This window comes from Succinimonas sp. (assembly GCF_045225735.1).
GTDB lineage: Bacteria > Pseudomonadota > Gammaproteobacteria > Enterobacterales > Succinivibrionaceae > Succinimonas.
In genome coordinates this window covers 1-5,927 of record NZ_JBGVBR010000338.1, presented here as the reverse complement: position 1 = coordinate 5,927, position 5,927 = coordinate 1, and the positions used below count along the sequence as shown (strand labels likewise).

Genomic DNA, 5,927 nt, shown 5'->3' with positions numbered 1-5,927 from the left:
ACGATCCCGTTCCTGTCTCCGAAAGCGTTCTGCCGGGCTTTGAGCTGGAAGGCGGCCCTCTGGACGGGGTGCTGACTCCGGGAGAGGAATTCGTGCTGAGACTCCGGAGGCCGGAATACGCGAAGCTGTCCCGCTATGCGCAGATTGTGATGACCGGAGCGGGCGTCCCCGCGGATGCCGCCTCCTCTCTTAAGAGCATGATCAATGACATCGATCTCAAATACGCGGAAAAGACGGTTTTTCTGCAGCTTCTGGCTCCGGAAAGACCGGGCTCCTATGAAATCAGAGTCTTTAATGACGATGAAAACGATCGGAGTCTTCTGGCACGCTACGGTTTTCGGGTGGAGGGGGAGGACGAGGTGAGCTTTGCGATTCCCCGGAATGTCTTTGCCCCCAAGGAGGAATTCTTCATTGAGGTGCTGGGCCTTGATGAGGATCCCGGGGACGGCTGGATCGTCCTGGCCCGGGATGACGGCAACACCCCGCGAAAGGATGTCAAGGCGCTTGAGGAAACCGGAAATATTCGGGAGATTCGCGGTCCCGAGTTCGGCTTTCCCATGAGGGCTCCGGAGGAGGAGGGGGATTACGCGCTCCTGTTCTACCGGGGCTGCCGGACCTGCAAGGCGTTCTGGCGGACAGAGAATAACTCTCCTGCGGTTTCCCTGCTGAAATTCAAGGTGAAAAAGCCCCGGAGCGCCGCGCCTGCCGCCCCCGAGCTTATCATTCCCGCAGAGCTTTATGCCGGAGATCGGGTTAATTTCATCTTTAACTGGACTCCGGAATGGGAGGGGAAGAACGCCACCCGGAAAATTTTCAGAAAGGGCGCCGAAAAACCTCTGATCGATAACTGGTACGAATGCTATCCCGGCAATAATTTTAACGGGTTCGGCACTGTTTACGAGGCGGGAGAATACACGGCGGTTATCACCATGAACGGCGGCGGCGACAATCCTCCGAAGGTCTCCCGGGACTTTATTGTTCGGGAGTCCCCCTATGACATTCCCGCAGCCGTTATTGATCTTCCCTATGACGAAATCGAGCCGGATTCCTCGCTAACCATTACCGGCACTAACCGTATCGGAGTCCGGGATTCCTCGTTTATCGCCCTGGTCCCGAAAAACGCCTCAGGAACTGCGAAGGAAATTTTTGAAAAGCACCCGGACGACAGCTACGTTATTGCGCACAATATAAAGTTTTCCGTTGCTGCCGGCACCTATGAAATGACTCCGGGAGACTATGAGGTGCGGCTTTACAGCAGTAACGAGGAGGACGGCATGCTTCTGGCGAAGAAGGATCTCCGGATCCTGTCCGAAAAGGAAATTGCCGCCGCTGATAAAAAGCTGCTTCAGGATCTCCGAAAGCCGGCTTCGGGGAATGGCAAGACGCTTACCGAGGAGGAAAGCCGGAAGAAATTCTCGCAAAGGGTTGCCAGGGAATTTTACGTTCCCGCGCTTCATCGGGATCCCTCCGAGAATTCCCCCTCATCCGGCGCCATCATTCCCTTCCGGTTCGGGGCGGATCCGGCTGCCCGGGAACTGTCCGCTCCTGAGGAGCTCTATGCGCTCCGGTACGCCGTGATTGATTACGGCCGGGAACAGCGGGGCTGCGCCGTGCCGGATATTGCCGGAAAGGAGTCTCCGGATGCCGATCTGGAAAATTTTTACCGCATGCTGGGACAGGATCCTGATGAGCATCTCTCGGGCGCGGCCTTCGGTCAGGATTATTCGCTGTATTATCCGGACGCTGACCAACCGGGAGCCCTGGTTCCCGGCTACGGGGAATACCGTTTTTCCAAGGCCCGGGTGGATATCCGGGAGTGCCATGACGAGCTCCGGGAGGTTATTAATGCCCAGACCCGGCTGGATATCACTCTGGGACGGGACGGGAATTTCGATGCCGCCATTATGGATTTCGGCACCGCAATCCTCCAGAACTACCAGTTTGCCACGGATATCGGCAAGATCCGGGATGCGATTGTGTTTTCGCAGGAGATGTACGGGCACGGCATCGCCGCTATGGACGGCCTTTCCGAAAAGGATATGACCAAGGTGGGAGCCAATGCTCTGGCCATGGTGCTTAAGGGAGCTCTTAAGGCCTGCGACAGCTCGGAATGCATCAGCAAGATGATCACCAAAAACAAGAAGACGCTGGAAAGCAAGCTTCTTACCATGTCCGACGAGGAGTACAAACGGGTTTACGGATCTCTCCGGGATGCCTGCGATCCGAAGCATGTGGCCTTTCTGGAAAATCTCGACAGCGCCCGCAAGATGATATTCATGCCCGACAAGGAATACCGGAAGCTCTATGAACAGCTTACCAATAACAGCGGCATGGCCAAAAACTATCTCAAGATGGTGGCCGAGCAGCGGGAGCGGGTGGCCCGGGGCGAATTCATCAGAAACGCCGCCGAGAAGGGCGCTGGCACCATTGATCAGCTTTCGGCTCTGGCAGCCGAGGGGATGACGGACGGTTCTGTAAGCGGGGACACTGCCATGAATGCCGCCATTGCCATTCTCTCTCTGGATCCCAAGATCGCCATCGGCATAGCTTCGGTGAAGTTTGTCTATGAATCCGCCAAGGCCACCCGGAGTTTTGTGAATGATGTTTCGGTGATGCGGGTTTACAAAGCCTGGAAGACCTTCGGAGACAACAAAAATGAGGCCTTCGGCGGGATCTGGAAGGAGGATCCCGGTCATTCCGCCCGGGCGCTTAAGCAGGCCAAGGAGACCATGTGCAAGACCATGGGGAACGAACTCACCCAGAAAGCTCTCGGTTCAAAGAACAGAACTGTTGCCAATGCCTATGTCAGATTTTTGAAGAAGGGCGGCGATCCCGAAGGTCATGATTCTATTAAGCTGAACCCTGATGAGATTTCCGATGAGGAAGCCCTGAATTTCCTGAGACTCCAGTTCGAGCAGTGGGAAAATATCGAAAAGAAGAACAGCGATTTCAAGGATGAGCTCCGGCATTGGGCGGATGACTTCATGAATCTCAACACTGAGGAATATCCCAATTGCGACAGGAATTTCCGGAGCTGGTACAACCATCAGCTTTTCGAGCAGAACCGGAAGAAGGGCGCGGGAACCCGGCTTCATGAAGGATTAACCGGGATGTTCACCTCCCTGTGGGATAACGGCTGCGATGCGGAGATGGAGGCCTTCAAGGCCTATATCGACAATCGGAAGCGCATTGAAAACGAGCTAATTGAGTGGGGCGAGGGTTCCTACAAGAACAAATGCTCACCCAAGACCATGAAGCAGAAATCCCGGGATATGCTGTGCCTTTACATGGACGGCTCCTTCGGCCCCTCGCGGTACAAGGATGAAGTGGCCTACCTCGGCTGCGAATGCGGCTGGGACAATTTTGATGAAAGCGGCCATCTCCATGCCAATCTCCGGGAAGCCAAAAGGATGCGGGAAAAGGAAATTATGCTGATTGCTAAAACCCTGGGCCATAACGACCTCGTGCACTGTCTCTGCGGCGGTTACAGCGGGAGAGCGGCTTCCGGCGCTTCCGTTCAGGTGGGGATCGGCTATAACCCCAAGACCGGCAAAAAATCCAGCTGCGGCGGCAACGGCGCCTGTCTGGCTTCCGGCTTCGGGTGCTGGCACTATCCCATGCCCACTCACGCCGAGGCTCTCATGGAGTGCGGCTACTACAAGGCCCTGGACAATTACCGGACGCAGCAGGCGGTGGATCGGAATTCAAACCGCAAGGGGCGTACCTGTCTTCAGGGGCTGTGATGTCTGCTGACTCCGGAGATAACGGCGCGCCCGGGAACGCTGATTTTGGCGCGAAATCAAGATGTAGTCGAGTATAGCGGTTCCATTCCAAAAGTGAGTTACATGGAGATTGGAGCTGCAGGATATTTCCCAAACCATAAAATTCGGCAGTTATTATTTTGCAGTACCTTAAGGGAACTGTCGTATGTATTGAGGAGTTTTTTTATGAGTAATGTCATGAATGATGAGAATACCGATATCCTGAATCCCGTGCTTAATTCGCCGGACGATATCACTGATGATATTCGCCTCAGGATTGCGGAAAACAGGCTGCAGTCGCTTACCATCAACTACGAGTTCACCAAAAGGGATTACTTTGATCAGGCAGCTTATCCGCTGGATGAATGCGCAGAATTGATAGAACATGATGACTTTTCCGATCCTTTTTTTAAGGGTGTTAAAGAGCGTTTTGCCAATAATCCGTTTTTGCAGCATGAAGGTATTTCTCCGAAGCGCATTGAGTTTGAAGTGCGACTTGGCCCTAATGTGCGCAGTCTGGCCTGTGCCTTTATGAATTTTGACAAATTGGAATGCGTTAATCTCAGAGACACTTCCGGAATTACCGACATGAAGGGGATGTTTGCCGGGGCGGATGTGTTTAATCAGCCCATTTCCGGCTGGGACACCTCAGCCGTTACCGGTATGGAATGCATGTTTTTCAGGGCAAAGTCCTTCAATCAGCCGATAGGAGACTGGGACACATCCCATGTCACCAGTATGAACGGCATGTTTGATTCAGCAGAAGCCTTCAATCAGCCGATAGGAAACTGGAATACTTCCCGGGTTGCCGACATGGGACATATGTTCCTTTTTGCAAAGTCCTTCAATCAGCCGATAGGAAATTGGGATACTTCGAGAGTTTCAAACATGGAAGGGATGTTTCATGGGGCAGAAGCCTTCAATCAGCCTGTAGGAAACTGGGATACCTCCAGAGTTTCAAACATGAGCTGGATGTTCCATGATGCGCAATCCTTTAATCAGCCTGTTTCCAGCTGGGATACCTCAGCCGTTACCAGTATGGCATTCATGTTTTTCAGGGCCGAGTCCTTTAATCAGCCGGTGGGAGACTGGGATACATCCAATGTCACCAGCATGAACGGCATGTTTGATTCAGCAGCAGCCTTCAATCAGCCTGTGGATAACTGGGACACTTCCAGCGTTTCAAACATGAATGGGATGTTTCGGTGGGCTGTAGCCTTCAACCAGCCTGTTGAAAATTGGGATGTTTCCCATGTAACTGATATGGGTAATATGTTTTATAAAGCGGAGGCTTTTAATCAGCCAATTGCCGGCTGGAATACCGCCAGCGTTAAAAAAATGAGTTTCATGTTTTTTCAGGCAAAGTCCTTTAATCAGCCGGTTGATAATTTGAAACCGTCTCTTGCTGATTTGGCTGGAATGTTTTTCGGGACGGCATTGATGGATAATGCCCGCAATCATGAGTGATAATTAAATGCTTGTGAGGTTCGCAAGCGTTTTTTTCTGGCAGCAGTTCGGGGCTAGTGCTGGGGAAGATCGCTTGCCTTGAGCTTAGGTGTGGCCCGAGTTGCCCATTCCTGAGGTACGCATCAAGCCGCCGGTATAACCTGTTAAACTACTTATTCCGGCCTCAAGAGGCTGTCAGCGCTTCGCTTATTGAAATAACGATGCAGTTCAGGGGTAAAGGCGGAGCCCCTTTAATCATTGAACAGGAAGCGCCGGAGGCGTCTTCCTTCCTTAATTATTATTCCTCGAAACTTTAATTTCTCTCTCTGTCTGTGTTGATTGCTCAGGCTGGCTGTGTTCTGGGCCTGCCGCAGTCCAGCGGGGGAGGATGTTTTTGCAGCAGGCAGTGTGCGTCCCAATTGTTCACCCAAATCTCCCAGACTTGCTTGCAACTCTGCCTCTGTTTCTGAAAAGCGCTGAGTCATGATGCTGCGGTCAGCCAGTCCGCAATATCAATTATCCTGATCCCCTCATACTGATATTCCTCGTGGCGAGTCCGGGCAAGGATCATTTTCGGATAAGCATCCCTGATGGATAAAAGCGGGGTGTACTCCCTTTCAAAGGTTTCCGGATTGTCAATATATTCGGAAACCTGGATATAGAGTTTTTCGCTTTGTCTGACGGCTACAAAATCTATCTCTTTTTTGTATAAAACACCGG

Annotated in this window: 2 protein-coding genes and 1 pseudogene; 2 read left to right on the top strand and 1 reads right to left on the bottom strand. The window is 52.5% G+C overall.

Features of this window, described 5'->3' with window-relative positions; translation table 11 throughout:
• On the top strand, positions 1 to 3,743 hold a 3,743-nt coding region (locus ACJROR_RS11975), incomplete at its 5' end, for a hypothetical protein (protein WP_406547228.1).
• A gap of 204 nt (positions 3,744 to 3,947) precedes the next feature.
• Positions 3,948 to 5,228 carry a BspA family leucine-rich repeat surface protein gene (locus ACJROR_RS11970; protein WP_406547227.1) on the top strand — a complete coding sequence of 427 codons (1,281 nt, stop codon included), beginning with the start codon at positions 3,948 to 3,950 and terminating at the stop codon, positions 5,226 to 5,228.
• Between the two features lie 460 nt (positions 5,229 to 5,688).
• Here the strand turns inward: ACJROR_RS11970 and ACJROR_RS11965 are convergent.
• A pseudogene (locus tag ACJROR_RS11965) lies at positions 5,689 to 5,927 on the bottom strand (ATPase); the annotation flags it as partial.